At 75.6% G+C, this 26187-nt stretch carries 22 protein-coding genes and 1 tRNA gene; 9 read left to right on the forward strand and 14 right to left on the reverse strand.

The features are described from left to right. Positions 1–19 precede the first annotated feature (19 nt). The 10 genes from ACIRD3_RS20300 to ACIRD3_RS20345 form a co-directional block, all read right to left on the reverse strand. Complete coding sequence (locus ACIRD3_RS20300; RefSeq protein WP_402218345.1) at positions 20–424, reverse strand: globin; 405 nt, start codon at positions 422–424, stop codon at positions 20–22. A 119-nt stretch (positions 425–543) separates the two neighbouring features. Further along, a complete protein-coding gene (locus tag ACIRD3_RS20305; RefSeq protein ID WP_402218347.1) occupies positions 544–1689 on the reverse strand; it encodes an ABC transporter permease in 1146 nt (381 codons plus the stop codon). Beyond that, entirely contained in the window at positions 1686–2603 is a 918-nt protein-coding gene (locus ACIRD3_RS20310; RefSeq protein WP_402218350.1) for an ABC transporter ATP-binding protein, read from the reverse strand. Before ACIRD3_RS20310 ends, ACIRD3_RS20305 begins: the two co-directional genes overlap by 4 nt. A 156-nt stretch (positions 2604–2759) precedes the next feature. Continuing rightward, positions 2760–3974, reverse strand: a complete 1215-nt coding sequence (locus ACIRD3_RS20315) for an FHA domain-containing protein (RefSeq protein ID WP_402218353.1) — start codon at positions 3972–3974, stop codon at positions 2760–2762. A 73-nt stretch (positions 3975–4047) separates the two neighbouring features. Further along, positions 4048–5403: a VWA domain-containing protein gene (locus ACIRD3_RS20320; RefSeq protein WP_402218355.1), complete on the reverse strand. Its 1356-nt coding sequence runs from the start codon at positions 5401–5403 to the stop codon at positions 4048–4050. Positions 5404–5510: 107 nt separating this feature from the next. Beyond that, positions 5511–6860 (reverse strand): PP2C family protein-serine/threonine phosphatase, encoded by a 1350-nt coding sequence (locus ACIRD3_RS20325; protein ID WP_402218358.1) that lies wholly within the window; start codon positions 6858–6860, stop codon positions 5511–5513. 3 nt (positions 6861–6863) lie between these two features. Continuing rightward, complete coding sequence (locus tag ACIRD3_RS20330) at positions 6864–9464, reverse strand: tetratricopeptide repeat protein (RefSeq protein WP_402218361.1); 2601 nt, start codon at positions 9462–9464, stop codon at positions 6864–6866. Positions 9465–9469: 5 nt separating this feature from the next. Beyond that, positions 9470–10837 carry a hypothetical protein gene (locus ACIRD3_RS20335; RefSeq protein ID WP_402218364.1) on the reverse strand — a complete coding sequence of 456 codons (1368 nt, stop codon included), beginning with the start codon at positions 10835–10837 and terminating at the stop codon, positions 9470–9472. Between the two features lie 241 nt (positions 10838–11078). Beyond that, a complete protein-coding gene (locus tag ACIRD3_RS20340) occupies positions 11079–12032 on the reverse strand; it encodes a glutamate ABC transporter substrate-binding protein (protein ID WP_402218367.1) in 954 nt (317 codons plus the stop codon). A 22-nt stretch (positions 12033–12054) separates the two neighbouring features. Next, positions 12055–13467, reverse strand: a complete 1413-nt coding sequence (locus tag ACIRD3_RS20345; protein WP_402218370.1) for a hypothetical protein — start codon at positions 13465–13467, stop codon at positions 12055–12057. Between the two features lie 378 nt (positions 13468–13845). On the opposite strand from ACIRD3_RS20345, the gene ACIRD3_RS20350 reads away from it, so the two are divergent. Continuing rightward, entirely contained in the window at positions 13846–14421 is a 576-nt protein-coding gene (locus ACIRD3_RS20350; RefSeq protein ID WP_402218373.1) for a nucleosidase, read from the forward strand. A gap of 121 nt (positions 14422–14542) precedes the next feature. On the opposite strand, the gene ACIRD3_RS20355 is transcribed toward ACIRD3_RS20350, so the two are convergent. Further along, positions 14543–15490 (reverse strand): sigma-70 family RNA polymerase sigma factor, encoded by a 948-nt coding sequence (locus ACIRD3_RS20355; RefSeq protein ID WP_402218375.1) that lies wholly within the window; start codon positions 15488–15490, stop codon positions 14543–14545. Positions 15491–15726: 236 nt separating this feature from the next. Here ACIRD3_RS20355 and ACIRD3_RS20360 point away from each other — a divergent pair, with 236 nt between their 5' ends. Together ACIRD3_RS20360 and ACIRD3_RS20365 are read left to right on the forward strand one after the other, a co-directional pair. After that, positions 15727–16521 (forward strand): SDR family oxidoreductase, encoded by a 795-nt coding sequence (locus ACIRD3_RS20360; protein WP_402218836.1) that lies wholly within the window; start codon positions 15727–15729, stop codon positions 16519–16521. 70 nt (positions 16522–16591) lie between these two features. Beyond that, positions 16592–17116 (forward strand): hypothetical protein, encoded by a 525-nt coding sequence (locus ACIRD3_RS20365; protein WP_402218378.1) that lies wholly within the window; start codon positions 16592–16594, stop codon positions 17114–17116. A gap of 76 nt (positions 17117–17192) precedes the next feature. Here ACIRD3_RS20365 and ACIRD3_RS20370 read toward each other — a convergent pair whose 3' ends face one another. Beyond that, the gene (locus ACIRD3_RS20370; protein ID WP_402218380.1) at positions 17193–17789 is read right to left on the reverse strand and encodes a cysteine hydrolase family protein; all 597 of its coding nucleotides are present in this window, start codon (positions 17787–17789) and stop codon (positions 17193–17195) included. Positions 17790–17873: 84 nt separating this feature from the next. On the opposite strand from ACIRD3_RS20370, the gene ACIRD3_RS20375 reads away from it, so the two are divergent. After that, positions 17874–18833, forward strand: a complete 960-nt coding sequence (locus tag ACIRD3_RS20375; RefSeq protein ID WP_402218382.1) for a GlxA family transcriptional regulator — start codon at positions 17874–17876, stop codon at positions 18831–18833. A gap of 153 nt (positions 18834–18986) precedes the next feature. Here the strand turns inward: ACIRD3_RS20375 and ACIRD3_RS20380 are convergent, their stop codons facing one another. Then, entirely contained in the window at positions 18987–20567 is a 1581-nt protein-coding gene (locus tag ACIRD3_RS20380) for an AMP-binding protein (RefSeq protein ID WP_402218384.1), read from the reverse strand. A 244-nt stretch (positions 20568–20811) separates the two neighbouring features. Here ACIRD3_RS20380 and ACIRD3_RS20385 point away from each other — a divergent pair. Beyond that, positions 20812–20895 (forward strand) — tRNA-Leu (locus ACIRD3_RS20385). Positions 20896–21008: 113 nt separating this feature from the next. Here ACIRD3_RS20385 and ACIRD3_RS20390 read toward each other — a convergent pair. Continuing rightward, the gene (locus tag ACIRD3_RS20390) at positions 21009–22421 is read right to left on the reverse strand and encodes an amidase (RefSeq protein ID WP_402218386.1); all 1413 of its coding nucleotides are present in this window, start codon (positions 22419–22421) and stop codon (positions 21009–21011) included. Between the two features lie 145 nt (positions 22422–22566). Between ACIRD3_RS20390 and ACIRD3_RS20395 the strand changes: the two genes are divergently transcribed. The 4 genes from ACIRD3_RS20395 to ACIRD3_RS20410 all read left to right on the forward strand — a co-directional run bounded on the left by ACIRD3_RS20395 (position 22567) and on the right by ACIRD3_RS20410 (position 26090). Then, the gene (locus ACIRD3_RS20395) at positions 22567–23151 is read left to right on the forward strand and encodes a TetR/AcrR family transcriptional regulator (protein WP_402218389.1); all 585 of its coding nucleotides are present in this window, start codon (positions 22567–22569) and stop codon (positions 23149–23151) included. Between the two features lie 124 nt (positions 23152–23275). Beyond that, positions 23276–24304 carry an RNA ligase family protein gene (locus tag ACIRD3_RS20400; RefSeq protein ID WP_402218392.1) on the forward strand — a complete coding sequence of 343 codons (1029 nt, stop codon included), beginning with the start codon at positions 23276–23278 and terminating at the stop codon, positions 24302–24304. Positions 24305–24456: 152 nt separating this feature from the next. Further along, on the forward strand, positions 24457–24834 hold the full coding sequence (locus ACIRD3_RS20405; RefSeq protein ID WP_402218394.1) for a YciI family protein: 378 nt from the start codon (positions 24457–24459) through the stop codon (positions 24832–24834). Beyond that, positions 24831–26090 carry an RNA polymerase sigma factor gene (locus ACIRD3_RS20410; RefSeq protein ID WP_402218396.1) on the forward strand — a complete coding sequence of 420 codons (1260 nt, stop codon included), beginning with the start codon at positions 24831–24833 and terminating at the stop codon, positions 26088–26090. Before ACIRD3_RS20405 ends, ACIRD3_RS20410 begins: the two co-directional genes overlap by 4 nt. Positions 26091–26187 lie beyond the last annotated feature (97 nt).

Raw genomic sequence — 26187 nt, forward strand, 5'->3', positions numbered from 1 at the left:
GGCGTGGCTCCCGCGGTGTTCAGCCCTCGGTGTTGATCATCGAGGCGGCGGCGTACGTCAGGTAGTCCAGCAACTGCCGCTCGTGGTCGGCTTCCAGCTCCAGGCTCGCGACCGCCGCCCGCATGTGCTTCAGCCAGGCGTCGTGGGCGGCGCGGTCGACCTTGAACGGCGCGTGCCGCATCCGCAGCCGCGGGTGGCCGCGCCGGTCGCTGTAGGTGCGCGGGCCGCCCCAGTACTGCATCAGGAACAGCGCCATGCGCTCCTCGGCCGGGCCGAGGTCGCCCTCGGGGTACATCGGCCGCAGCAGTTCGTCCTCGGCGATGCCCTCGTAGAACCGGTGGGCCAGCCGTCGGAAGGTCGGCTCACCGCCGACCTGGTCGAAGAAGGTCTCCTCGCTCAACGTGCCTCGCCGGATCTCGCTCACCCGACCATGGTCGCAGACGCGGAGGGGGCCGTACACCGGGACCCGGGACGCGGGACCTGAGGCGTACGACCCCCTCGGGCGGGGCCGGCCGTCCGCGGGGGACGGTCAGCGGCGGACGGTCAGGCGTCCTCCCACTTGAACAGCCTCCAGGAGATGCCGGTCAGCACGGCCGCGAAGAGCAGCAGGCCGCCCATGGTCGGCACCGCGTCCATCACGCCGCCGCCGCGGGTGAGCACCGACTGCGCGGAGGTCACCAGGTAGTGCAGCGGCATGACCTCGGAGACGGCCTTCAGCCAGCCCGGGGCGCCGTCCAGCGGGAAGAACGAGCCGGACAGGAAGGACATCGGCAGCACGATGATCTGCGAGATGCCGTTGGCCGCCTCCTCGGTCTTGGCGACCGAACCGGCCAGCAGGCCGATCGACATGAAGGCGAGCGTCGCGCAGATCACCAGGGGGATGACCAGCCACCAGTCGCCGGTGAGCTTGAGCCCGAAGAAGCTCGTGGCGACGACCAGGAAGACGGTGGTCTGCAGCAGCGCGGTCAGCAGCGAGACCACGATCCGGGAGCTGACGACCGTGCCCGCGCTGATCGGGGCCAGCCGCAGCCGGCGCAGCACCTTGGTCTTGCGCCAGTTGACCAGCGTCAGCGCGGCGCCGAACACCGCGCCGGTGGCGATGGCCCAGCCGAGCAGGCCGGGGGTGAGGAACTGGATCGGCTTGAGCGACTTGTCCTCGACCTGCTGGGCGTCCAGCACGTAGGCCGGCTTCTGCCCGCTGGCCTCCTGGTTGGCGCTCTGGACCACCGAGTTGAGGATGCCCTGGACGGCGCCGGCGCGGACGGTGTCGGCGGCGGTGAAGCGCAGCTCGACCTTGCCGTCCGGGCCCTGCTTGATCATCGCGTCGAAGTCGCCCTTGCGGACCTTCTCCAGCGTGGCCGACTCGTCGTCGGTCCTGGTGATCGTGAGGACCTCGTTCAGCCCGGTCCGTTCGTCGCCCTGCATCGAGTCGAACAGCTTCACCGCGCCGACCTGCGCGACCTTGGCGTGCGGGCTGCCGGACCCCTTGGTCACGGCACCGAAGAACACCAGGAAGACCAGCGGGAAGAGCAGGATGAAGAAGGTCGCGGTGCGGTCGCGCTTCATGCCGAGCAGCATCGCGCGGGACAGGCTCCAGAACGCGCTGACCCGCTCCCGCTCGCCGGCGGCGCCGGCCGAACCGCCCCGCTGGGCGGGGACCTTCGGCTCGGTGGAGGTCGTGGAGGTCATGCGCGGAACTCCCGTCCGGTCAGCTGGAGGAAGACGTCCTCCAGGGTGGCGCCGCGCACTTCGAGGCCGCGCAGCGCGTTCTGCTCGGCCAGGACGCTGAGCACCGGGGCCGGAAGGCGGGTGGAGACGGAGAGCGAGACGGTGTCGTCCTCCAGGGTGGCGAGGTCGGCGCCGGCCGCGGTCAGCAGCTCGCGGGCCCGCTCGAGCGGCAGCTGGCCGGAGGCCACGCTGATCCGGACGGTGTCGTCGATCTCGCGGATCAGGGCCGCCGGGGCACCGGTGTGCAGGACCTTCCCGTGGTCCATGATCGAGACCCGGTCGCAGAGCACCTCGGCCTCGTCCAGGTAGTGCGTGGTGAGCACGACCGTGCGGCCCTCGGCGTTGATGTCGCGCAGCAGGTCCCAGAGGTTGCGCCGGGCTTGCGGGTCGAGGCCGGTGGTCGGCTCGTCCAGGAAGACCAGCTCCGGGTCGTGGGCCAGTGCGCAGGCGATCGACAGGCGCTGGGCCTGGCCGCCGGACATCTTCTCGGTCAGGGTCTCGGCCTTGTCGGCCAGACCGACCCGCTCCAGCATCGCATCGGCCCGCTTGGGGCCGACCCCGTAGAACGACGCGAAGGTGCGGATGGTCTCCCGGGCCGTCAGTTTCCGGAAGAAGGCGGAGGCCTGGAACTGCACGCCGATGCGCGGCAGCAGTTTCGGATTGCGCGGCCAGGGAGCCATCCCCAGCAGCTCGATCCGGCCCTCGTCCGGTTTCCGGACGCCTTCCAGGATCTCCATGGTGGTGGTCTTCCCGGCGCCGTTGGGGCCCAGGATCCCGTAGAACTCGCCGGCCTCGACGGTGAGGGACACCCCGTCGACGGCCTGCACATCCCCGTACCGCTGACGGATGCCGTCGGCGGATATCGCTGCAGTCATGTGCCCTGAGGGTAGGGCTTTCGGACCCTCAGGTGCACACCCGGGACGTGAATTTGGGGATCTCCTGAGGAAACCGCGACAAGGCCGGGCCGCACGACACGGTGAGTGTCGCGCGGCCCGGCGGACGTCGCCCCCGCCGGACCCCGGACGGGTCGGTCAGGCCCGGTGCACCGTGATGGTCGTCCAGGCGCCGATGTGGATCCGGTCGCCGTCGTTCAGCGGCACCGCGGTGTGCGGGGCGATCGGCTCCGCGCCGCCGTTGACGGTGGTGCCGTTGGTCGAGTCCTGGTCCACCAGCACCCAGCTGCCGTCCGCCTGTTCGGCGAGCAGCGCGTGCTGGTGCGAGGCGCCCGGGTCCTCCGGCGGGACGGACAGGTCGATCTCCGGCACGGTGCCGCGGTGCTGGCTGCGCCGCCCGATCCGCAGCTGGCCGCGGCCGGTCAGCGGGATCCGGCGCTCGGGGCAGTACGGCGGGAAGAACAGCCCGGCCGCCTCCGGGCCGCTGCGGGCCATCATGTCGGTGAAGTAGTCCCGGTCGGCCGCGACCACGGCGATCCAGGTCGTCCGCACCGGCTCGGCCGGGGCCGCCTCCTGCGACAGCGGCGGCGCGAGGTGGAAGGACGTGCCGAAGTCACCGCCGCGGTTGTTCGGACCGGGACCGGCCGGCTGGGCGTACACCGGGCCGGAGTCCTCGCGCAGCGCGGCCTCGGGGAAGGCCCCCTCCGGGGGCGGGTAGCCGTAGGTGTGCGGCTGCGCCGGGGCCTGCGGCTGCTGCGGGACGGGCGGGGCCACCGCCTGCTGCACCGCCGGCGGCTGCTCGTGCGGCGCCTGGCCGTACGGGGCCTGCGGTTGCTGCGGGGCACCGCCGTACGACGCCGGGATGTTCAGCGGCGGCGGCTGCGCCGGACCGGGCTGGGCCGGGCCGGCGGCCGGGGCCTGGCGGCGCGAGGGCGTGGAGAGCTCGTAGTCGTAGCCGCACTCCTCGCAGAAGCGGCCGGTCTGCGGGCTGCGGCAGATCGGGCAGAGGGTCAGACCCTCCGTGAGGCCCTGCTGCGCTCCGGGGGGCGGGAAGGCCCCCGGAGGCGGGACGGCCCCGGGCGGCGGGTACGCGCCCGGCGGCGGCTGGGGTGCCCCGGGCGGCGGGACGGCCCCCGGCGGCATCGGCGGAGGGGGCGGCGGCGCGCCGAAGGACGCCCCGCCGTGCTGCGGGTACCCGGCGGGTGCGCCGGGACCCGGGTCGGCCCCGGGCCCGTACCCGGCCGGCGCGCCGCCGTGGGCGCCGGGGTTCGGGGCCGGCGGGGTCATCGGGAAGCCGCAGAAGTCGCACCAGTCCTCGGCCTGCGACTCGTGGCCCCTCGGGCAGATCGGCATCAGGTCCCCCTCGTTTCGGGCCGGCTCGGTGCGGCGTCGCGCCGGGGTGCCGGCCCGGTCACGTCTTCAGCGGTCACTTCTTCACACGTACCGTCTTGGTCGACCGGGTCTCAAGGGTCATCGAGTCGGCCTCGCTCACGTTCTTACGGAACCGAACCGTACCCTCCTTCGGGTCCACCACGTCCACCACCTTCTGCAGCAGCTTGTAGGTGCCGTCGTTCCCGGTCGCGTGTGCGATCCGGACGGCGGCGCCCAGCTTGGCGGTGGCCCGGTCGACGTCACCGGCGCGGTGGGCCTCCAGACCCTCCTGGATGGAGGAGGCGAGCTCGGCCTGCCCGGTGTAGTGGGCGACCTGCGGGCTGATCCGGGTGGAGGAGGCCAGGTCGTCCGTCCAGACCGCCTTGACCAGGCCCTGGCTGAGCACCTCGGGGGCGCCGCCGCCGACCTGCGGGGGCAGCACCAGGCTGATCCGGGCGGCGAGCATCTCGTTGCCGATCGAGGCGGCCGGGACCTCGACGCAGACGTGGTAGTCGCGGCTCTCGTCGCCCCAGGAGCCGGTGGGGTAGTCGCCCGCGCGGGGACCGGCCTCGGCGCGCCGGCCGGTCAGGTCCTCGACCGCCGGGGCGACCTGCTTGACGAACTTCACGGTGGCGTTGGCCGGGGTCCAGATCCGCAGGGCGACGTCGGCGACCTGCTTGCCCATCGCGCCCGCCATCATCGAGCGGAAGTCCTCGGCCAGGCCGGAGGGCTCGGCGACGATGTCGACGGTGCCGAGCAGCGCGGAGGAGATCTTGCGCAGCTCGTCGATCCGCCAGTCGGTGCCGACGCCCCGGCAGTCGGCGGTGAAGTGGCCGGTGACCCGCTCGACGGTGCGGGCGAGGTCCTCCGCCGACTCGTGCTCGTTGTTGCCGTCGGTCAGCAGGACGGCGTGCCGGATGGCGATGTCGCGCCGGGTGAGGAACAGCTGGTCGGCCTTGGCCAGCCAGGTGCCCATCGCGGTGCCGCCGGCCGCGGTGAGGCGGCGCAGCGCCTCCTTGGCCTGCTCGCGGGTGGCGGGGGAGGAGGTGGCGAGGGTGCCGTCGCCGGGGTAGATGTCGCGGGCCTCGTGGGTGCCGGCGACCACGGCGAAGGCGGTGCCGTCGCGCAGCGCGTCGATGGCGGCGGCGGTGGCCTCCCGGGCGCCGTTGATCTTGGTCTTGGGGTAGTCCATCGACCCCGAGCAGTCCACCAGGAGCACCACGGCCGCGGCCGAATCGGCGCCCGCCGGGCCGGCGTCGGTGATCCCGAGCGGGCGGCCGCCGGAGGTGCCGCCACCGGTCGAGGTGACGGTGACGATGGCGTTGACCTCGCGGGCGCCGTCGGCCAGGTACTCGTTCTGGAAGATCTCCACGTCGAACCTGGGCAGGTTCGGCTTCGCCAGTGTTGCCATGGGGCGTTCGGCTCCCGTCGGGTGAGGGGTGGATGCGATCAGGACGGTGGGCGGTCCGCCGGCCCGGGCCGGCGGACCGTGCTGCCGCGGCGTCGCGCGAACGGCCGTCAGGCCGTCGGCGGGTGCGGCGGCTGCGGCGGGACGGGCGGTGCGACGGGCGGTGCGGCGGCCGGGCCGACCGGCGCCGCCGGGGGTGCCGGGGGCGCCGGGGGCGCGGGCGGAACCGCCGGGGGCACCGCCGGAGGTGCGGGCGTGGCCGGCGGCAGCGGGGCGGCGGGGGAGCCGATCACCGGGAGGTCGGGCAGGGTCGGGTCGTGGTCCTCGTCGTCCTCCGGGACGGGCCGGCCGGCCGTGATGACCGGCAGGTCCAGCGCGGTCGGGGTCGGCTCGGCCTCCTCGACCGGGGCGGCCGGCGGGTCGATCGGCAGCACGGCGACGGTGATGTTGTCGTGGCCGCCGGCGGCGACCGCGAACTTCACCAGGGTCTGTGCCGTCGCGAGCGGCTCGGTGCGGGCGTCCGGCCGGACGTAGTACGCCAGGTCGGTGGCCGCCTCGGCGTAGTTCCACAGGCCGTCGGTGCAGATCAGCACCACCCCGGGGACGTGCGGGGTGAAGTCGAGCGTGTGCGGCACGACCTCCTCGGCGTCGGCGCCGAGCCAGCCGGTGATGGCGTGCGCGCGGGGATCGGCGTACGCCTCGGCCTCGCCCATCAGCCCCGCCTCGACCATCCGGGCCGCCCAGGAGTCGTCCTGGGTGAGCCGGAAGGGCTCGGCGGCGGCGCGGTCGTCCGGGATCCAGTACGCCCGGGTGTCGCCGACCCAGCCGATGGTGACCCGGCCGCCCGCGGCTATCGCGCTGACATAGGTGCAGGCGGGCGCGTTGAGGTCGGGCCGGGCGGGGCCGGCGCCGTCGGTCGCCAGGTCGGCGACGGCCTTGGCGGCGTCGGCGATGGCCGCCCGCATCGCCCCGGTCGGGTCCTGGCCGGCCTCCAGCGAGGTCAGCAGCGACTCGGAGGCGGCGTCGACGGCCGTCGCCGAGGCCTCGTCCGGGCGGTCGGAGGAGGAGACGCCGTCGCACACCACGGCGACCACGACCGGCTCGCCGCCGGGCAGCGAGGTCGCGGCCACGGTGAAGCTGTCCTCGTTGCGGTGGTGGCGCACGCCGCGGTCGCTGACCCCGGCGACGCCGCCGAGCGCCTTCTCCATGTGGTCGCGCGGGCGCGGCTGGGCGCCGCCGCAGCCCTCGCAGTAGCCGTCCGCGGTGACCTGCGGCTGCCCGCAGTGCACGCAGACCGGCCCGCGTTGCTGCGGGACGGCCCCGCCCCGGGCGGCGGCCCAGCCGGCGGGCATCGCGCCCGGGGCCGTCCGGCCGTCCCGACCGGCCCCGCAGGAGCCGCAGTAGGCGTCCTCCGGGTCCATCGGCTCGGAACAGCTCGGGCACTCGGTCTGCTGCGGCATCGGCTACACCCACGTCCTGGGACGGGCACGGTTGGCCCGTTCCACCATCTCGATCCTGGTCTCCGCCCGGTCGGCCAACCGGGCGAGTACCCGGTAGGACTGCTCCAGGGCGAAGCGCAGTTCCCGCTCCTGCGCGGGACGTCCCAGCACCACCAGCTCGGTGCCCCGCCGGGCGCCGGCCGAGCCGGCGCCGAGCCAGCCGAGGGCGGCGCCGAGCACCTCGACGGACAGCTCCTCGCGGCGGCGGTCGTCCAGCCGCAGCGCGGTCAGCTGCGCGGAGGAGGCGTCGAGGTCGGCGGCCAGCTCGTCGGTGGCGGCCCGTTCGCGCAGCCGGGCCCGGACGGTGGCGATCCGGGCGGCGGTGTACTGGCTGGAGGTGGCCGGGACGGACTCCAGGACGTGGACCGCGCCAGCCCGGTCGTCCTCGGCCAGCCGGACCCGGGCCAGCCCGAAGGCGGCGCTCAGGTAGGCCTGGTCGGTGGCCCACACCAGCCGGTAGAACTCGGCCGCGTCGCCGCCGTCGCCAAGCAGCTCGGCGCAGATGGCGAGGGCCAGCTTGGGCGCGGCCTCGCCGGGGAAGGCGTCGTAGACGGCGTCGAAGGCCTCGGCCGCGGCCCGCAGAGCGGTGAGTCGCCCGCTCGCCTCCGGGCGCTCCCGGCCCGGTGCGCGCCCTTCGGCTCCGGGCGGGGTCTCGCCCTCGGAGGCGGCCCCGACCAGGGCGGTCAGTCCGCGGTACCAGACCACCCGCCAGTCGTCCGGGTGGTCCTGCTCCAGCGCGTCGAGGTGGGTCACGGCCTCGCGGTGGCGGCCGAGTTCGAGCAGGGCGCGCAGTTCGCGCAGCCGGCTCTCCACCGAGACGGCGGGGGCGCCGGCCAGCGCGACGAGCGCCTCCTCCGGGTCGGGGGAGAGCAGGGTGGCGAGGAAGCCGGCGTTGGGGTCGCCCGGGTCCACCCGGGGGATCGGCAGGGCGAGGGCGGCGGCGGCCGGGTCCAGGGCGGTCACCCGAAGCTGCCCGGCCTGCTCGGTGGGCAGCACCAACTCGGTGTCCACGACGCGCAGTTCGGGGCCGAAGAGGGTGGAGAGCGCGGGGTAGGGCCGGTCGTTCTGCAGGGCGAGGATCTCCCGCAGCACGCCGGTCAGCTGGTCGGTCATCTCCTCGGCGGAGGCGAAGCGGCGGGCCGGGTCCGGGTCGGTGGCGCGCACCAGCAGGCGGTAGTACGACTCGTACCGGGCGAAGACCTCGACGTCCTCGGGGCCGGGCAGCGAGTCCCGGTAGGTGGTGCTGTAGCCCTGGAAGTCGAAGGTGAGCACCGCGAGGGTGCGGGCCACGGTGTAGAGGTCGGAGGCCGGGGAGGGGCCGTCGGTGGCGATCTCCGGCGCCTGGTAGCCGATGGTGCCGTAGATCGGGCCGTCGTCGTCGAGGCGGCGGACGGCGCCCATGTCGATGATCTTGAGCGTGTCGCCGCTCTGGATGGCGTTGTCGATCTTGAAGTCGCAGTACACCAGGCCCCGGCCGTGCAGGTAGCCCAGGGCCGGCAGGGCCTCCAGCGCGTACGCGATCGCCTGCTCCACCGGCAGCGGTTCGCGCCGGCCGTCCGGGGTGCGGCGGTCGTTGGCGATGTCCTTGAGCGACTTGCCGCCGACGTACTCCATCACGATGTAGCCGTCGGTGGAGCCGGTGCGCAGGTCCGGGTGCTCGGCGAAGTTGATGATCCGGACGATGTTCGGGTGGTCCACCTCGGCCAGGAAGCGCCGTTCGGCGACGGCCGCGGCCAGCGCGTCCTCGTCCCCGGTGTCCAGCAGGCCCTTGAGCACCACCCACTTGTCGTCGAGCCGCCGGTCCACCGCCAGGTAGATCCAGCCGAGCCCGCCGTGCGCCAGGCAGCCCACCACCTCGTACTGCCCGCCGACCAGGTCCCCCCGGCGCAGCTTGGGCGTGAAGGAGTACGGCGTGCCGCACTTGGTGCAGAAGCCGTCCGGGCGGCCCGGGCGGCCGTTCTTCTCCCGCCCGACCGGGGCCTCGCACTTGGAGCAGTACCGCTTGCGCTCGGGCACCTCGGGGTTGGCCAGCACCGCCCGGGCCGGGTCGGCGGTCTCGACGGTCGGCACGGTGACCAGTCCGGCGCCCAGCCGGTTGCGGGTGCCCGCACTGGCGCTGCCCCGGGTGGAGCGCACCGAGACCGAGCGGCTGCTGCCGGTGCGGGTCGAGCGGTGCGAACGGGAGCGGCCGGACATCGAGCGGGCCGAGCCGGTGCGGGCCGACATCGAGCGGACCGAGCCGCTGCGGCCGGAGTCCGGGGAGACCCGGGCGGAGGGGACGTAGGGCTGGGTGACGCCGGTGTCCGCGCCGGGCGGGGTCAAGCCGCACTCGTCGCAGTAGCCGTCCGCGTCGATGGTGCCGGAGCAGTCGCGCGGGCAGGCCGAGCCGGGACCGGCGGCCGCCGGGGCCCCCGCCGTCGGGGAGCCCGGGGTGGCGCCCGGCGCGGAGCCCGCCGGGGCGACCGTGGAGGTCCCCGCCGGGGCCAGGCCGCACTCGTCGCAGTAACCGTCGGCGTCGATGCTGCCGCTGCCGGAGCACTCCGGCCGTACGCACGTCTCGCCCATCAACCTCAGCCCCCCTGAACCTGTCCGTCGACCGGCGCCTGGCCGGCCGCTTCCTGAGCCTGCGCGGCCTCCGCCTCGGCCTGGGCCGGCCGCAGCGACTGCTGGAACCGGGCCACCGCGGCGGCCGCCGCCCGCAGGTCGCACGGCGCGCTCCACAGCAGCCAGCGCGCCTTCTCGTACCGTTCGATCACTTCCGGGTCCTCGGCGACCCGCAGCCGGGCGGCCATCGCCTTGTAGGCGTCCAGCCGGCCGCGCAGCTCGGCCCGGACGGCCAGCGGCTGGGTCACCTCGGTGAGCGACTGCCGGGCCCGGGCCAGCTCCTTGGCGGCGGCGTCCTCCAGCGCGTCCAGCAGCGGCGCCAGCCGGCCCCACTGCCCGGCCTGGCGCAGCTCCAGCGCCGCGACGATCCGCTCGCGCAGCGCCGAGGCCGGGCCGGGCACCGCCGGGACGTCGCTGGACGCTATCTTCGCCAGCACCTCGCCGCGCGCCCGGCGGGCCTCGGCCAGCGTGACGTCGGCCCGCTGCAGCAGGTCGCCGACGCCCTGGAGCCGCTCCTCGGCCTCGTCGCGCAGCCGCAGCAGGTCCTCCAGCTCCAGCCGGACGCCGTCCAGCGCCCGCCCGGCCCGGTCGAACCGCTCGGTGTCCACCACCCCGGCCGGGCCCGCGAAGGCCGACCCCTCCGGGACCGTGCCGCGCTGGGCGGGCACCCGGGCCGGGCGCCACAGCGCCAGCGGGTCCCCGTGCACCTCGGCGCGCAGCTCGGTGAGGTCCTGCTCCAGCCCGGCCAGGTCGTCGGCCAGCGGGTGGCCGCCCGCCCGCACGCCGAGCGAGCCGGCCAGCGTCCGCACCCGGTGCAGCTCGGCCAGCAGCAGGTCGATCCGGGCCGGCAGCGCCGACCAGACCGCGTCGGCGGCGCTGACAACCTCCAGCACCGTGGCGTACCAGGAGTTCATCCGGGCCATCAGCGCGTCCAGGCTGATCCGCTCGACCAGCTTGGCGGGCGCGCCCAGCAGCTGCGGCCCGTCCGGCACCGCGCCGCCCGGGACGGTCACCGCGTCCCCGGTCAACAGCTCGCTCAGCTCGGCGAGTTCGGGCGCACCGGGCTTGGCCTTGCGGGCCCGTACGGCGCGGGCCGAGGCCAGCGCCTCGGAGTAGCGGTCGAACAGCGCCCAGAGCAGCGGCAGGCCCTTCCCGGCGACCGACCAGCGCTCCAGGGTGCGACCGGCCAACTCGGCGCCCTCCAGCAGCCGCAGGCCGGGGTGGTCCTGCAGCGAGAGCAGGGCCGACTCGACCGCGTCCCGCTCCGCGCCGAGGCGCGCGAGCGCGCGGTCCACCTCCTCCCGGCTCAGAACCGGGCCAGCCGATGCCGCCACCGCGGTGTCCTTCCTTCCTCGCGTGCGAGCCCGGCGCGCCTGACGCGCGAGCCGGGTGATCCCACGACAACCCCCGTGTCCACCACCGGTCTCCCCGCGGTGATCGTCCCGAACCCTAGCCGGTGGCCGTTCGGGCGGAACGGGCGCGGGGCGTCAAGACCGCGTCAACGCCCCGGCCCGCGCGCCCCGTCCGCCCCCCGTCCGCCCATCGTCCCCTGCCCGGACCCTCGCCCCGGACGCCTCAGCGCGTGCCCGGCCAGTAGCGGTCGGCCTCGTTGAGCATGTACGGCTTGAGCCAGTGCTCGTACGAACGGGCCCAGTCGCCGCGCGCGTAGTAGTCGGCGAGCACCTGGTTGACCCGGGCGGTCAGGTCGGGGCTCTCCTTCAGCATGGCGACGCCGATGACCTCCGGCTGCGCCTCGCCGTCCACGATCCGCACGGTCTGGTCCTGGGCCGCCTGACCGGCCGCCAGGCCGTTGTCGGTCACCGTGGCGTCGACCTTGCCGAGCTGCATCTGCACCAGGCAGTCCAGCTGGTTCTCCACGGTGACGACCTGTCCGGCGGTCTTCTTGTCCTTGACCACGTTCAGGGCGGTGGAGCCGTCGGCGGCGCAGACCCGCTTGCCCCTGATCGCCTCGTCGACGTCCTTCGCGGGCGAGGACTTGGGCACCAGGACGCGCTGGCTGATGTTGAAGTACGGCTTGGAGAAGGCGACGTCCTCCATCCGCTTGCAGTTGATCGTCATGGTGCGGACGATCAGGTCGACCCGGCCCTTCTTGATGGCGTCGACCCGGTCGGCGGTCGCCACCGGCTTGAGCACCACCTTCTCCGGATCGCCCATGAGGGCGGCGCCGATGGCCCGGGCGAGGTCGATGTCGAAGCCCTCGATCTGGCCGGTGTTCGGATTGCGGGCGCCCCAGCGGAAGCTGTTCTGGTCGACGCCGATCACCAGGCTCCGCTTGGCCTTGACGGCCTTCACGGCGGGGCCGTCCTCGGTGCTCGGCGGGACGCTCTTGTAGACGTCGCAGTCGGCCTGGTCCTGCTGCTCCCCCTGCGTCCGCTGCACGGCCGCCGGTGCGGTGGCCGGCCCGGCCGGTGCGGCGCCGACCGGGCCGCCCCCGGCGAGCACCGCGGCGCCGGCCGCCAGCAGCGCCGCCGCGGCGGCGGGCCTGGTACGTACGGTTCCCTTGCGCATCTGTCCGTTTCCCCCTTGCCGGTTACCGGTACTCGGCCAGTCGACGGCCCAGGCCGCGCAGCGCGGCGGCCGCGGCCACCAGGCCGAGCAGCGCGGCCGCGACGGCGGTGGCGCGCAGGTCCCCGCCGGTGCCCTCGGCGGACCGGGTGAACTGCTGCTGCTCGACGTCGGCGGCCCGGGCCAGCGCCCGGTCGGTGGCGTTGAAGGCCGCGTCGGCGGTGGGCGCGTCGGCGGCGGCCGTCACGGTGGCGTCCAGGGCGCCCTGGTAGTCGGCGTTGTCGACCTCCAGCTTCCGGGCCGCGTCGTGCTTCGCGCGCCACTCGTCGAAGCGGGCCGCCGCGTCCCGGACGCTCGGTCCGGCGGCCGCGGGGGCGAGCCGGACGGCCTCCGGGAGCGAGCCGGAGCGCCGCTCCAGCGGCTGGTCCCCGGCCGCGGCGTCCTCCAGGTGCCCGGTGGCCTTGGTCCACTGGTCGGCGTACTTGGCGGTGGAGCCGCGGGCGACCAGGTGCAGGTTCTCCGCCAGCCGGGCGGTCAGCACGTCGACCCGGGCGGAGTTGAGCGCCCGCAGCGGCGTCGCGCCCTCGGTGTCGCTGCGCTCGAGCGCGGCACTGGTGGTCAGCCCGGTGACGGTGAGCCAGAGCGCGCCGGCCAGCACCGCCGCGGTGGCGCCCAGCAGCCCGATGTTGAACACCCGGTTGGTGCGGCGGAACAGCGTCAGCTGCACCCAGGCCAGCGCCGCCAGGGTGACCAGCGCCAGGCCGTACGCGCCCCACGGCACCGACGTGGCCGCGGCGTAGTCGTCCGCCAGCTCCTTGTCCTCGGCGGCGGCCAGCTCGGCGGCGGCCGGCAGCAGGACGGTCTGCATCTGCTCGGAGGCGTACCGCAGGTAGGCGCCGCCGAGCGGGATGCCCTGCCGGTTGTCCGCCCGGGCTGTTTCCACCAGACCGGAGTACACCGGGAGTTGCTGGTTCAGCCGGGCGAGTGAGCCCTGCGCGGGAGAGGTCGCGGTGGTCCGGGCGGCGGCCTCGGCGACCAGCTTGGCGGCCGTCGCCAGGTCCTGCTCGTAGCGGGCCCGGACGTCCGCCGGTTCGGCGCCGGCCAACAGGAAGCCGCTCGCCGCGGTGGTGGCGGCGTCGGCCAGGTTGCGGTGGATCTCGGCGGCGTCCCGGCTCAGCGGCTGGCTGTACGAGACCACCCGGTCGGCGGCCTGCGCCCTGGTCTCCAACTGCCAGGCGGTGAGCGCGCCGAAGGCCACGGTCAGCACCGCGAGCACCGCCCCGGCCAGCCGCAGCCGGCCCGGCGCGGTCCGGGTGGCCTGCGCCAGCCGGGCGCGGACGCCGGTCACGACGGCCGCCCGGGGGCGCCGGGCGACCGCGCCGCCGGGGCCGGGCGCCGCCGGGCCGCCGGGTTTCGCGAGCACCGGGGGTCCCGTCACGGCCACCGCTCCCGGCGGCCGCTCCGGCCGTGCCGGGATGCCGGCGCCCGGTGCGCCGTTGCCTACTGGTGTCGCCACCCGCCTCATCCTCCCCTGGAGCCGGCCCGTTCCCCGGGGCCCGGCCGATGGCAGCAGTATGGCCGCGACTCCCCCCGGCCACACCCGACTTGCGCCGATCTTGAGCATGTCGTGCACGGTTCCCGCACGCCTCCGCGGGCCGTCGCCCGGTGCCGCCCGGGCCCGTACGGAGAGGTGGCGAACCGTCCGACGCGGCCCGCACCCCGCGCGGTTCCCGCCGAACGGGCGGAGGGCGGGGCGCCGGTCGAGGGGCGCGCGCGTTCCCGGGTACGGCACCCCCCCGCTCCGTACGATGGGGACATGCGCCTGCTTGGAACGATCTCGCCCGACCGTCCGCTGCTCGTCCTCGCCGTCAGCGAGGAGGCGGCCCACCTGGACGACCGGCTGCCCGTGCTGCTCACCGGGATGGGGAAGGTCAACGCCGCCGCCGCGCTGGCCGCCGTCCTCGCCCAGGGCGAGAAGCCCTCCGAGGTGATCAACCTCGGCACGGCCGGTGCGCTGCGTCCCGGCTGGGAGGGCACCCACCACGTCGTCCAGGTGATCCAGCACGACCTCGACAGCGCGACGCTGCAGGAGCTCACCGGGCACCAGTACGGCCCCCCGCTGGTGATCGGCAAGGGCGACGGACCGGTGCTGGCCACCGGCGACCTGTTCGTCTCCGACCCGGCCGCCCGCGACCGGCTCGCCGAGCACGCCGACCTGGTCGACATGGAGGGCTACGCCCTCGCCGCCGTCGCGCACCGGGCCGGGGTGCCGGTGCGGCTGGTCAAGCACGTCAGCGACGAGGCCGGGGAGGGCGCCGCGCAGACCTGGCGGGAGTCGGTCGACGACTGCGCCCGGCACCTCGCCGCCTGGGTGACCGCGCAGGGGTGGTGACGACGGGCGGGCGGTGACGGCGCCCCGGGACCGGGACCGGGACCCGGACCCGGACCCGGACCCGGACCCGGACCTGGACCCGGACCCCGCGGCGGGCGGTGGCCCGCCCGCCCCCGTTCCCTCAGGCGCTCCGGACGTCCCGGAAGTCCGAGAGGTCCAGCGCGGCCAGCCGCTCCGGGTCGGTGAGCACGTCGATCCCGACGATCGCGCCGCCCACGACGGTGAACGCCATGATCGACAGCGCCCGGCCGTTGTCGCCGATGACCACCGCGCCCGCGGTGCCGTTGACCAGCGCCGGGCGGGCGAACGGCGACAGCGTGCCCCAGAGCACGGCCTGGCCGGCCACCGTGGCGGCGCCCGAGAGCACCACCGTGTGCCGGGCCATGACCGCCCCGCCGTCCGAGCGCAGCACCACGTCCGGGTCGAGCACGGCCAGCAGCGCGTCCAGGTCCCCGTTGCGGGCGGCGGAGAAGAAGGCGTCCACCGCCACCCGCTGCCGGCCGAGGTCCGGATCCGGGGCGGGCGCCTGCCCCCGGACCTTGCGGCGGGCCCGGCTGGCCAGCTGACGGGTCGCGGCCGCCGTCTTCTCGATCAGCGGGGCGATCTCGTCGAAGGGCACGGCGAACAGGTCGTGCAGCACGAAGGCGACCCGCTCGGCCGGCGACAGCGACTCCATCACCACCATCAGCGCCAGCCCGACCGAGTCCGCGAGCATCACCTCCTGCTCGGGGTCCACCACGCCCTCGCGCCGCAGCAGCGGATCCGGGATCCGCGGCGGGCCCGGCTCGCCGTCCGGCCCGGCGGGCTCCAGCGGCTCCTCACGGCGCTGGGCGCGGGCGCGCAGCAGGTTGAGGCAGACCCGGGAGACCACCGTGGTCAGCCAGCCGCCGAGGTTCTCCACCCCGGTGGTGTCGGTGCGGTCGTACCGCAGCCAGGCCTCCTGCAGGGCGTCCTCGGCCTCGCTGATCGAGCCGAGCATCCGGTACGCGACGGCCTTCAGGTGCGGGCGGTGCTCCTCGAACAGCGCGGCTCCGGCGCCGCGGGCCTCCGGAGCGGAATTCTCGTCCACCGTGTCACATTCCTTCGTCGCCGTGGGTCAGAGCAGCAGGAGCCACCCAACAACGGCGGCGGCGGGGAGATCAACTCCCGGCCCGGGACGAATCGGAGACGACCGTGGATCTCGTGACGAACGACCCCGAGGCGAACGACCCCGAGGCGCGCAGCGCTTCGGTGAACAGCGCTTCGGTGAACAGCGCCGAGGTGAACAGCGCCGGCGCGAGCAGCGCTTCGGTGGACAGCGCCGAGGTGGAGGGCGCCGAGGCGAGGACCCCGGTGCTGGTCACCGGCGGGACCGGGACCCTCGGCCGGCAGGTGGTGCCGCTGCTGCGCGCGGCCGGGCACCCGGTGCGCGTCCTCAGCCGGCAGGAGCGCGCCGCCGCCGACGGCGTGGCGTACGTCCGCGGCGACCTGCTCGGCGACCCGGCGGAGGCCGCCGCGCGGCTGGACACGGCGCTGGCCGGCGTGGACACCGTGCTGCACCTCGCGGGCGGCCCGAAGGGCGACGACGCCGCCACCCGGCTGCTGGTCGACGCCGCCCGGCGGGCCGGCGTGCGGCACCTGGTGTACATCTCGGTGATCGGCGCGGACCGGATCCCGCTCGGCTACTTCCGGGCCAAGCACGCGGCCGAGGAGGCGGTGGCCGGCTCGGGACTGCCGTACACGATCCTGCGGGCCGCGCAGTTCCACGACCTGGCGTTCACGGTGGTCGAGAAGATGGCGAAGCTGCCGGTCGTCCCGGCGCCCGGCGGGGTCCGCTGGCAGCCCGTGGACGTGCGCGACGTCGCCGCCCGGCTGGTCGAGTCGGCGTTGACCGGGCCGGCCGGGCGGGTGCCCGACCTGGCCGGCCCCACGGTGTACGAGATGGGCGAGTTGACCAGGCGCTACCTGGCGGCGCGGGGCCGCAGCCGCCGGCAGCTGCCCGTACGGGTGCCGGGCAAGGTCGGGCGCGCCTACCGGGCCGGCGACAACCTGACCCTGGCCGGGGCCGAGCACGGGCGGCGGACCTGGGAGGAGTACCTGGCGGAGCGGCTGGCGGCCTGAACCCCCCGTCGGTCCGCGGCGGTTCCCGTCGGCGGCCGTCCTGTCGGCGGTGCGCCGTAGGGTGGCCGCCATGTCCCTCCTCGACGCGATCCGCACCCACCCCGCCGCCGACGACTACCTCACCTGGCCGGGCGAGTTCGACACCTCCCGCACCTACGAGCACGTCGAGGAGGTGGTGCTCGCATCCGGGGAGGCCCTGGAGGTGGTGGCCAAGGACGGCGCCGGCGGCACCTACTTCCTCTGCGGGGAGGGCGGCGAGGAACGGCCCGTGCTGTACGCCGACTCCGAGGGCGGCGCCGCCCTGCTGGCCGTCGGACTGCCGGAACTGGTCCGGCTGCTGCTGGCCGCGCCGTTCTGGCGGGACTGCCGGGAGCTGACGGCGCGGGAGCACGCCGAGGCCGTCGAGGACTACCTGGAGGACGACCCCGGGCTGCTCGCCGAACGGGCCCCGGCCGCGGCCGCCCTCGGGCTCGAAGTCCCCACCGCGGAGGCGGCGTTGGCGCGGCTGCGGGAGGTCGCGCTCGGCCTCGGGGAGTCGTACGTGCTGCTCAACGCCGAGGAGGGCCTCGCGTACCGGCCGCTGCTCACGCCGTAGCCGGTCGGGAGCGGCCCGGTTCGGTCGGCGCCGCCCGGGGCCGGCCGGCGCCCGGTGGTGGGCGGGGTCCGGCCGGTCAGGCCTTGGCGGCCGCCAGGACGTCCGCCGTCGTCACCACCTTGGCGAAGCGCATCGCGTGCAGCGTGGTCGCGGTGGCGCGGGCCAGTTCGGCGGCCGGGACGGTGGTGCCGTCGGGGCCGGTCATGTCGAAGGAGTGCATGGCGTCGATGGGGAAGACGGCGTCGTAGCCGAGGTTGCCGGCCATCCGGGCGGTGGTCTCGTTGCAGACGTTGGTGATGATCCCGGTGACCACCAGCTGGCGGGTGGCGCGCCGCTGCAGCCAGGCGTGCAGGTCGGGGGTGCCGTAGAAGGCGCTGTTGACCGTCTTGGTGATGTGCAGCGCCGGGGTGAGCCCGGCGACGAAGTCCTTCAGCTCGTACCCCGGGGTGCCCTCGGCCAGCGGCCCGGACGCGGAGGCGTGCTGCACGGTGACGATCGGGCGGCCGGTGGCCTGCCAGGCGGCGGCCAGCTCGGCCATCCGCTGCTCGGCCTGCGGGTTGTCGCGGGGGCCCCAGAAGTCGTGGTCCTCGAAGCCCTTCTGGACGTCGATCAGGATCAGGACGGCGTCGGAGTCGAGGGTGAGCGGGGCGTCGAAGGCGTCGGTGTTCGTCATGCGTCCATCGTGCTGGCCCGCGGGCCCGGGACGTGATGGGCAGAGACGACACCCATCGATAGGTTCCTGCCATAGATTTCCCCCATGCGAACCGTGGGGTGTCTGATCTTCGACGGGGTCCGGGCCTTCGACTACGCCGTGATCGGCGAGGTGTGGGAGAACCGGAGCTCCCGGGCCGGGCTGCCCGCCTTCGACCTGCGGATCTGCGGACCGGACGGCGCCCGGGTACGGCTCGGCGGCGGGCTGGAACGCGTCCCCGACCACGGGACGGCCGCGCTCGCCGACTGCGACCTCGTCGTCGTCCCCGGCGTCGAGGACCCGGGCGCCGATCGCGACCCCGCCGTCCTCGCCGCCCTCCGGGCCGTCCGCGCCCGCGGCATCCCGATCGCCTCCCTGTGCGCGGGCGCCTTCGTCCTCGCCGAGGCCGGCCTGCTCGACGGCCGCGAGGCCACCACCCACTGGGCGCTCGCCCCCGAACTCGCCCGCCGCTTCCCGGCGGTGACGGTCCGGCCCGAAGTCCTCTTCACCGGCGGGGACGGCCTGTGGACCTCGGCCGGCGTCGCGGCCGGCATCGACCTCTGCCTCCACCTCGTCCGCACCGCCCACGGCCAGCAGGCCGCCGCCACCATCGCCCGCGCGATGGTCACCGCACCCTTCCGGGCCGGCGGCCAGGCCCAGTTCATCCCCACCCCGGTCCCCGCCCCCGCCGCCGAGGACCCCCTCGCCCGGGTCCGCGCCGAGATCCTCGCCTCCCTCGACTCCCCCTGGACCGTCCCCCGGATGGCCGCCGCCGCCCTGATGTCCGAGCGCACCTTCGCCCGCCGCTTCACCGCCACCACCGGCACCACCCCGACCCGCTGGCTGCTCGACCAGCGCGTCCTGACCGCCCAGCGCCTCCTGGAGGAGACCGACCTCCCCGTCGACACCGTCGCCACCCACTGCGGCTTCACCTCGGCCGTCTCCCTCCGCCCGGTCTTCACCGCCCGGGTCGGCGTGGCCCCGCGGGAGTACCGCCGCTCCTTCCGGGGACGGGAGGAGGGCTAGGGAGTGGGGAGGGGTGGCGGCCCTCAGCGCCGCCACCCCTTCTGGCTTCTCGGCAGCGGGGTGGTGGTTCGTTGAGCCAAACCGCTCGGTGGGGTGAAGTCCGGTGGGGATCTTCGAGGGGTTCGGCGGGGGTCCTGTGGACCGGCGGTGGGCTCAGGCCGTGGGGGAGGCGCGGAGGAGCTTCTTGTCCGGCTTGCCGACGGCCGTCAGCGGGATCTCGTCCAGGACGCGCAGGGCCTCCGGTGCGTACATCCGGCCCTTGCGGGCGGTGACGAAGGCGCGGATGTCGGCCAGTTCGGGCCGCTGTCCCGGTGCGGGGACGACGGCGACGTGGACGTGCTCCGCGTCCTCGGCGTCCCGCACGCCGTAGACCGCGCACCGGGCGATCGCCGGGTGGGTGAGGAGCAACTCCTCCACCTCGCTGGGGTAGACGTGCCCGCCGACCACGATGATCGTGTCCTTCAGGCGGTCGGCCAGGTAGAGGTAGCCGTCCTCGTCGAGGTGGCCGATGTCGCCGGTGTTCAGCCAGCCGTCGCGCAGCACCTCGGCGGTGAGGTCGGGCCGCTTCCAGTACCCGGCCATCACGGCGGCCGAGCGGACGTGGATCTCGCCCTGTTCGCCCGTCGGCAGCTCGGTGCCGTCGGCGGCGCGGATCACCACCTGCACGCCGGGGAGCGGCTTGCCGACCGGGAGTCGGCCGTCGTGCCCGGTCCGGTCGTGCTCGTGCGGGGCGAGCATGGCGACGTTCTGCGCCTCCGACTGGCCGTAGCCGCTGACCAGGATCGGCCCGAACACCTCGATCGCTTCGCGGATCCGGGCCGGCGAGGCGGCGCAGCCCCCGTACGAGAGCCGGCGCAGGCCGGACAGGTCGGTGCGGCCGATCGCCGGGTGGTCCAGCAGCCGGTAGAGCAGCGGCGGCAGCACCCAGAGGTCGGTGATGCGCTCGCGCTCGACCGCGGCCAGGACCTCGCCCGGGTCGAAGGACCGCTGGAGGACCACCGAGCCGCCGCCGTGCAGGGTCAGGTCGCAGAACAGCCCGGCGAGGTGGGCGAGCGAGGTGGCGGCGAGGAAGCGGGGCGGGTCGGCGTCGGCACCGCCGCCGTACGGGATGTCGAAGACGCTCCGGTAGGGGCCGTGCAGGCTGAGGATGCCCTTCGGGATGCCGGTGGTGCCGCCGGTGTGGCGGATGCCGAGGTCGTCGTCCGGCCGGATCCGGACGGCGGGCGGTTCGGCGGGCCGGCGGGCGGAGGCGGCGACGGCGTCCTCGCCGAGGGCGGTGCCCCCGGAGGCCTCGGGGCCCGGGCCCAGGGTGAGGACGGTGGGCACGTCGACGAGCGGGAGCAACTCGGCGGCCGTCGCGTACCGTTCGGCGTCCACGAGCAGGACGGTGGTGTCGACGCTCGTGGTGATCTCGGCGAGGGTCGGTGCGCTCATGCCGTCGTACAGGTTCACCACCCGCGCACCCGCCAGCCCGGCGGCGTACCGGGCGCTCAGCGCCTCGGCGGTGTTGCCGGTCAGCAGGGTCACGGTGGTGCCGCGCGCCGCGCCCCGGGCGGCGAGTTCCTGCGCGAGGCGGTAGGTGGCGGCGGCGAAGTCGCCGGCGGTGATCACCTCCCCGTCGGCGGTGGTGACGGCCCGTCTGGCGGGGTCGGCGGCGAGGGAGCGGAGGATCAGGGCCGGGGCGCTGATGAACTCCGGTTCGTTCATGGCCACTTCTTCGGTGTTCGCAACCATCTCCACAGACTAGCCCGCGTCCTTCGTGCCCCATCCGCATTCCGGCCTTCTTCGTCCGGTGTGCGAACCGATCGTGGACGGAGCGCGGACGGATCGCCGACGGATCGCCGGCCGAGTGCGGACGGATCGCCGACGGAGTGCGGAGGTGGTGCGGGCGGGGCTCGGCGGGGTGGAGGGGCGGCGTCATCCCGACGTGGTCGGAGGCACCCCTCCGGATGGTCTATAGTTAACCCATCACCCAGATGCGCGGGTGGCGGAATAGGCAGACGCGCTGGATTCAGGTTCCAGTGCCCGAAAGGGCGTGGGGGTTCAACTCCCCCCTCGCGCACAGCGAACGGCCGGTCGATCTTCGGATCGACCGGCCGTTCTGTCGTCTCCCCCGGCAGGCCCGGGCCCCGACGCCGAGGGCCGGGGCCGCGGGGGCGAGGGCCGGGGTCCGCGCTACGGCCGCGGGTCGATCGGGGTGAGGACGCCGAGCCGGTCCTCGACGGCCTGGGCGGCGGCCAGGCACAGGTCCTCCCGGAACGCCCGGCCGATCAGCTGCACGCCGGTGGGCAGGCCGTCCTCGGCGAGGCCGGTGGGGACGGCGACGGCCGGGACGCCGACGAAGCTGGTCACCGAGCACAGCCGCATCGCGGAGGCGACCCGGTCGCGGCCCGCCTGGTCCCGGGACTCCAGGCCGGGCTCGACCGGCGGCTCGGTGAACACCGGGCCCAGCACCAGCGGGTACTCCTGCAGGAACTCCGTCCAGGAGCGGCGGATGCCCATCCACGTGCTCATCAGCCGGATCAGCCCGGGGGCGTCGGCGGGCGGGGCGCCGCGCATGGTCAGCTCGACGTAGCGGTCGCCGCCCTCGCCCAGCAGCCGTCGTACGGCGGGCCAGCTCGGGGCGAACTCGGTGACGGTGAGGCGGTGGTAAGCGTCGAGCGCCTCGTCCAGCCGCGGCACGTCGGGGACCTCGCGGACGTCGTACCCGGCGTCGCGCAGCGCGTCGGCGGCGGTCTCGACGGCCCGGCGGACGGTGGGGTGGACGCCGCGGCCGCCCGGGTCGGCGACGACGGCGACCCGGACCGGCCGCCCGAGCGGTTCGCCGTACAGCGGGACGGGGACGGCCCGCGGGTCGCGCGGGTCGGTGCCGGCCAGGGTCTCGCAGGCGAGCCGGAGGTCGGCCACGGTACGGGCCAACGGGCCGTCGGTGACCAGGAGTTGGGAGGCCGGGCCGGGGTCGTCCGGGCCGATCAGGCGCTGGTCGGCGGGGAAGCGGCCGGTGGTCGGTTTGAGGGCGGCGACGCCGCAGAAGGCGGCCGGGATCCGGACCGAGCCGCCCGAGTCGTTGCCGAGCCCGAGCGGGGCCAGGCCGGCGGCGACCGCGGCGCCGTCGCCGCCGCTGGTGCCGCCCGGGGTGCGGTCGGACGCCCAGGGGTTGCGGGTGTCGCCGTACAGCTCGCTGCGGGTGTGCATCCCGGCCAGGATCAGGGTCGGCAGGTTGCTGTGGCCGATCGGGATCGCCCCGGCGGCGCGCAGCCGGGCGACCGGCACGGCGTCGGCGGGGGCGACGTGGTCGCGGAAGTGCGGGGTGCCGAAAGTGGTGGGCACGCCCGCGATCGGGGTGCACTCCTTGACGGTGAACGGCACGCCGGTGAGCGGGCCCGGGTCCTCGCCGGCGGCCAGCCGGCGGTCGGTGTGCCGGGCGGCGGCGCGGGCCTCGTCGGCGAGGAGCCGGGTCACGGCGTTGAGGTGCGGGTTGACCTCGGCGATGCGGTCGAGGTGGCTGTCGACCACCTCCAGGGCCGAGACCGCGCCGGTGCGGACGGCGGCGGCGAGTGCGGTGGCGGGCTTGCTCCACAGGGGCATGGGGGCGGGACTCCTCGGGCTCTTTCCGATGCGCCTCTTTCCGATGCGGCCGCATCGGAACCATCGGCACCCTAGCCCGGAAGCGATACGATCGCATCGAATAAACGGGCCGGGCCCGGGGCGGGCCGGCGATGAGGAGGCGGACATGCCCAAGCAGGTCGACCACGAGGGCCGCCGCCGGCAGATCGCCGACGCGGTCTGCGCGCTGGTGGACGAGCGCGGGCTGGGGGCCGTCACCCTGCGGGACGTCGCCATCCGCGCCGAGGTGTCGATGGGCGCCGTCCAGCGCTGCTTCCGCACCAAGGAGGAGATGCTGCGGTTCGCCCTCGCGCACGTCGGCGAGCGGGTCACCGAGCGGGTGCGCGCCCGGCTGGCCGCCGGGCCGACCCGGTCGGCCGCCGGTGAACTCGGCCTGGTCGCCGGGGAGGTGGCGCTGCTGCGCGAGGAGCACCGGGCCGAGGCCAGGGTCTGGCTCGCCTTCGTCGCCGCGGCCGCGGTCGACGCCGGGCTGGCGCGGACCCTGCGGAGCAGCTACGCGGCGCTGGAGGAGCTGGTGGCGCGGCTGACGGCGGAGGCCTCCGGCGGGGCGCCGTGGGCGCGCACCGAGGCCCGGGCGCTGCTCGCCCTCGCGGACGGGCTCACCGCGCACGTCCTGATCGGGCACCGGACGGCGGCGGAGGCCGAGGAGGTCCTGCGGGCACACCTGGACGGACTCCGGGAGCGCCGCTGAGCCCCGCGTCGGCGCCGTGCGCTCGGAGTGGCGGCTCTGAGCGGCGCGTCCGCGTGACGGCGGGCCGTCGGCCCCCGGCGAAACCGGTTGCCGCTCGGCGGGCCCGGCCGCGAGGATCCTGTCCGTGTCCGAGACGACGGCGTTCGACGGGTCCGAGCTGCGGCCCTACCCCAAGATCCCCGCGCGCGGCCGCTCCGGCGGGCCCGGCGCCCGCGAGTGGACCGCGACGGAGAAGGTGCACGGCGCGCACTTCGCGGTGGTCTGCGAGGGCGGTTCGGTGCGGCCCGCGAAGCGACGCGAACTGCTGGACGACGAGGGGCTGGACGGCTTCTTCGGGGTGAGCCGGATCTGGCCGGGGGTCGCCGTCGCCGCGGCCCGGTTCGCCGCCGCGCTGCGCGGGACGTGGGGCCCCGACGCCACGGTGACGGTCTACGGCGAGCTGGCCGGCGGACGCTACCCGCACCCCGGGGTGGCCGCCGCCGCCGGGGTCGACCCGGTGCAGACCGGCGTCTGGTACCACCCCGGCCTGCGCTGGCTGCCGTTCGACGCCACCGTGGAGACGCCCGGGGGCCGGTGGTGGATCGCCGACCGCGCCCTGCGCACGGCCGCCGGCACCGCCGGGCTGGCCTGCGTACCGCTGCTCGGCACCGGGGCGCGGCACGCCCTGCAGGACCTGCCGGTGCGCTTCCCCAGCCGGGTGCCCGCGCTGTTCGGGCTGCCCGAGCTCGCGGACAACCTCGCGGAGGGGTACGTCCTCAAGCCCGCGGGGGAGTGGCGGGAGGCCGGTGCGCCGGGGGCGCGGGAGCGTCCGCTGGTGAAGGTGAAGCAGCGGGCCTTCGCCGAGGACGGGCGCTACGGCGGCGCCCGCCCGTACCTCCCCCCGCCGGAGGGCGCGGCCGGGGTGCCGGCCTGGCTGCTGGTACGGGCGTCGGAGCTGCTCACGCCGGCCCGGGCGGCGGCCGCGGTCGGCAAGCTGGGGCCGCGCACGGCGGCGGAGGCGGTGGCGGCGGAGGTCGCGCAGGACGCGGCGGAGGAACTCGCCGAGGCCCTGGGCGGGTTGGAGGCGTCCGTCCTGGCCGCGCTGCGGCGCTCGCTGGAGCCGGGGGCGCGGGCACTGGCGGCCTTCGACGCCGAGGACCGGCGCGGCCGCTGAGCCCCGCCCCGGGGCGCCGACGGGAGGCGGAAGGACCTCCGGGGAGATTCTCCGGAGAAATCCTCCGGCCGGTGTCGAGACGCCGCCCCACGGCTCCGACTGGGAGGTGACAGCGCGCCGGAGGGGCGCGCGGGACCGGAGGGACCCCCGAGATGAAGTACGTCGCGATGATCTACGGCAACCAGGCCAAGTGGGACGCCTTCCCGGCCGAGGAGTGGCCGGCGGCGATCGCCGCGCAGGAGGCGTTCAACACCAGGTACCGGGAGACCGGCGAGCTGATCGGCGCCTACGGGCTGGCGGACGCCGCCGCCGCGCAGCTGGTGCGGCGGGCGCAGGGCGTGCCGGTGGTCACCGACGGGCCGTACCTGGAGACCAAGGAGTACGTGGCCAGCTTCTACCTGCTGGACTGCGAGAGCCTGGAGCGGGCCCAGCGGATCGCGGCCGACATGCCGTTCGCGGACGTGGAGCCGGTGGAACTCTGGCCGATCCTGCACGAGTCGCCGGCCGACGAGCCGTCGGCCGGCGCGTGAGCGAGCCGACGGAGGTCGAGGGCCTGCTGCGCGCACTGGCGCCGCAGGTCCTCGGCGCGCTGGTGCGGCGGCACGGCGGGGCGTTCGACGTGTGCGAGGACGCGGTGCAGGAGGCGCTGCTGGCGGCCGCGCTGCAGTGGCCGCGGGACGGCGTGCCGGCGAACCCGGGCGGCTGGCTGGCGACCGTCGCGGACCGGCGGCTGGTGGACCGGGTGCGCAGCGAGGCGGCGCGGCGCCGGCGGGAGGAGTCGCTGGCGTCGGCCACCCCGCAGTCGGCGCTGCTCGCCCCGGCGGCCGACGCGCCCGACCCGGCGGCGGACGACTCGCTCGCGCTGCTGTTCCTCTGCTGCCACCCGGCGCTGTCCGTGCCGAGCCGGATCGCGCTGACCCTGCGCGCCGTCGGCGGCCTGACCACCGCGCAGATCGCCGCGGCGTTCCTGGTGCCCGAGGCGACCATGGCGCAGCGGATCAGCCGGGCCAAGCAGACGCTGAAGGCGGCCGGCGGACGGCTGGTGCCGCCCGCGGGGGAGGGCGGCGCCGGGCGGCTGGGCGAGGTCCGGCACGTGCTGTACCTGATCTTCAACGAGGGCTACACGGCCAGCGGCGGCGAGGAGTTGACCGTGCCGCGGCTCGCCGCCGAGGCGATCCGGCTGACCCGGCTTCTGCTGCGCCTGGCCCCGGGCGACGCCGAGACGGCGGGACTGCTCGCCCTGATGCTGCTCACCGACGCCCGCCGCCCGGCCCGCACCGGACCGGACGGCGCGCCGGTGCCGCTGGACGAGCAGGACCGCGACCGTTGGGACCGCGAACTGCTCCGCGAAGGACTGGAGTTGATCGCCGCCACGCTGCCGGCCGGGCGGCCCGGGCCGTACCAGGTGCAGGCGGCGATCGCCGCGGTGCACGGCGAGGCGCGGACCGCCGGGGCCACCGACTGGCCGCAGGTCCTGGCGCTGTACGACCTGCTGCTGCGCTTCGACGACAACCCGGTGGTCGCCCTCAACCGGGCGGTGGTGGTGGCGATGGTGCACGGCCCGGCGGCCGGGCTCGCCCTGCTCGACGCCCTCGCCGCCGACCGGCGCCTCGCCCGCCACCACCGCCTCCCGGCGGTCCGCGCCCACCTGCTGGAGCGCCTCGGCACCGATCCGGCCGCCGCCGCCCGCGCCTACCGGGAGGCCGCCGCCCGTACCGCCAGCGCCCCGGAACGCCGCCACCTGACCGCCCGGGCGCGCCGGGCCGAGGACGGGGTGAACGGGTAGGGGCGAGCGGCATCGCCGCACCGGGGCGGGTCGAGGGCGGGTTCAGAGCGCGTCGAGAGGGCTTCCGGCCGGGCCGGGACGGCCCCATCATGGGCTC

Source organism: Kitasatospora sp. NPDC093550 (genome assembly GCF_044764985.1).
In the GTDB taxonomy this organism is placed as follows: Bacteria; Actinomycetota; Actinomycetes; order Streptomycetales; family Streptomycetaceae; genus Kitasatospora.